This is a genomic window from Polynucleobacter sp. 35-46-11, from assembly GCF_002281105.1.
In genome coordinates this window covers 1-1,912 of record NZ_NCFJ01000476.1, presented here as the reverse complement: position 1 = coordinate 1,912, position 1,912 = coordinate 1, and the positions used below count along the sequence as shown (strand labels likewise).

Below are 1,912 nucleotides of genomic sequence, written 5' to 3'. Positions count from 1 at the left end.
CATTGGTTGGCTGGTGTAGCTTTGGACGGTGCAAATACTGTCTATTCTTGGGTTGCCTTGGATCGGTACGTCAGATAATGCGCTTGCTCGGCTTTGCTCTATTCGCATACCTAGTTCAATTTCTGGTGGCATTTAGTGTTCAGGCTGCCTTGCCTCCCGATGTGGAGGCGTCCATGAAGCGCTTCATTCAAAAAAGCCCCAGTGTGAACGGTCTGCGTGTTGAGGTGCAACTGGTGGAGCCAAATCAGGTGATTCCAGCCTGCTTAGGGGGTTCTATTGAGATATTGACACCTCCCGGTGTGCGGCTCTGGGGTAGAAGTACCTTGCAATTGCGCTGTGCCAAGGCCTCTTGGATGGTAAATGTGCCTGTCAATATCCACGCTTATGGGGATTATGTAGTGGCTAGCCGCTACCTTGCTTTTGGGCAAAAGATCGAAAATGGCGATATTCGGGTGATTGAGGGGGATTTAACTACCTTGCCCGACGATGTCTTGAGAACCCCCCGAGCTGCCTACGAAAAGGTATTGAGTCGCTCGCTACAAATGGGGTCACCAATTGGGCTAAACGATTTAAAGGAATCATCCGTAATAAAGGTAGGAGATCCTGTTTTGATCCAATTAGTGGGTAAGGGATTTCAGGTATCGGGAGAAGGAACTGCCCAAACCGCCGGAATGATAGGTGATATGGTGCGTGTGCGCCTGATGGACGGTCAGGTCTTGCAAGGCAAGGTTTTAAGGCCGGGCGTGATCGGGGTTAATGTAGAGTGAGCGTTGCTTCACTTTATGCGGTAAAGTTGTGAAACAAGTCAGTATTTAGTAGTAATTAGCAGTAAAATTTCGCTGTAATGCAGTGCTTAGGAGAATGAGATGAAGATTAATGAGAATGCACCACTGATTCCACCAAATTCAGGAGTGGCTAAACCCACGCCAGGCTCAAACTCGGCCGCTGTAAACAATACTGCTGCTAAAGCCAATGCTGATGTAGTTTCTGGTCCAGCTGTTAATTTAGATATCAGTCTGACTGCAAAGTTGGCTGAAGTTCAAAATGATTCCAAGGCAAGTAAAGCAAGCGACGAAGCTTTGATTGAAAAGTTGCGCGCTAAAGTTGCTGCTGGTGAATTTGAGATTGATTACAAGAAAATCTCTCAAGCGATGCTCAAAGATGTCGTTGCTGCAATTGGTCAAAAGCCCAATCGCGCATAAATGACTTCTAGCTAGTTTTCGTAACACCCCAAAAAACCATGTCCGTTACAGCTCCATCAATGTCATTTGATGGTCTGCATTCTTTTCTTCAGAAAATTGATACCGCCGTAAGAGATCTGCGTACTGCCTTAGAGGCAAACGATATGGATCGACTGCCCAATGCTCTCGAGTTGACTAATGCAGCCTTAGAGTCCATTAATGGCTATCCCGGTGGAGTAGAAAAACTCCGTGGGGATATCAATGAGTTCCCTGAGGGGCAAAAAGAGCGTTTATTAAGCTTACTCAATGAAACCTCTACCAATCATCAAATTAATGGCGATCTAATACGCCTCGCAATGCAGCGTAGTGCGGCAATGCAATCTTTTATTGCTCAACAAGCCCCAGGCGCCACCTATGGCAGCGATGGCGGTGTACCTGGATCTGTGGGTGGAGTTCTATCCCGTAAGGTTTAGGCTTTTCTGCTCGCATTTAGCCCCTCTGGGGGAATATCAGGACTACAGATATTTGTATAATTGAAGCTTACCCAAGCTTCAAGTTTGAGTCAGCTTTTCTCATTTTTAAATTGAAGAATGCACTCATGGCGGGAACGGGCAATTACAAATTCCAGCGATGCCATTCAACATTTACCAACCCGATGCCGGTCAGATTGATCCTAAATATAATTTGGACAGTCGATTTTTGTATAAAAATCTCGAGAAATTTTTCTCTCC

The 1,912-nt window shown here is 46.0% G+C and carries 3 protein-coding genes; all 3 read left to right on the top strand.

Annotation, left to right across the window (positions count from 1 at the left end):
- Nucleotides 1-767 (top strand): flagellar basal body P-ring formation chaperone FlgA (gene flgA, locus B7Y67_RS16560; RefSeq protein ID WP_293599568.1); only part of this gene is annotated, 767 nt, incomplete at its 5' end.
- Between the two features lie 99 nt (nt 768-866).
- The gene (flgM, locus tag B7Y67_RS16555; RefSeq protein ID WP_215302740.1) at nt 867-1,202 is read left to right on the top strand and encodes a flagellar biosynthesis anti-sigma factor FlgM; all 336 of its coding nucleotides are present in this window, start codon (nt 867-869) and stop codon (nt 1,200-1,202) included.
- Nucleotides 1,203-1,240: 38 nt separating this feature from the next.
- Entirely contained in the window at nt 1,241-1,654 is a 414-nt protein-coding gene (locus B7Y67_RS16550; protein WP_215302741.1) for a hypothetical protein, read from the top strand.
- The last annotated feature ends 258 nt before the right edge of the window (nt 1,655-1,912 follow it).

Excerpts from the sequence above, each read along its gene's own strand:
- flgM (WP_215302740.1), top strand. The coding sequence starts at position 867 with ATGAAGATTAATGAGAATGCACCACTGATTCCACCAAATTCAGGAGTG.
- B7Y67_RS16550 (WP_215302741.1), top strand. The coding sequence starts at position 1,241 with ATGTCCGTTACAGCTCCATCAATGTCATTTGATGGTCTGCATTCTTTT.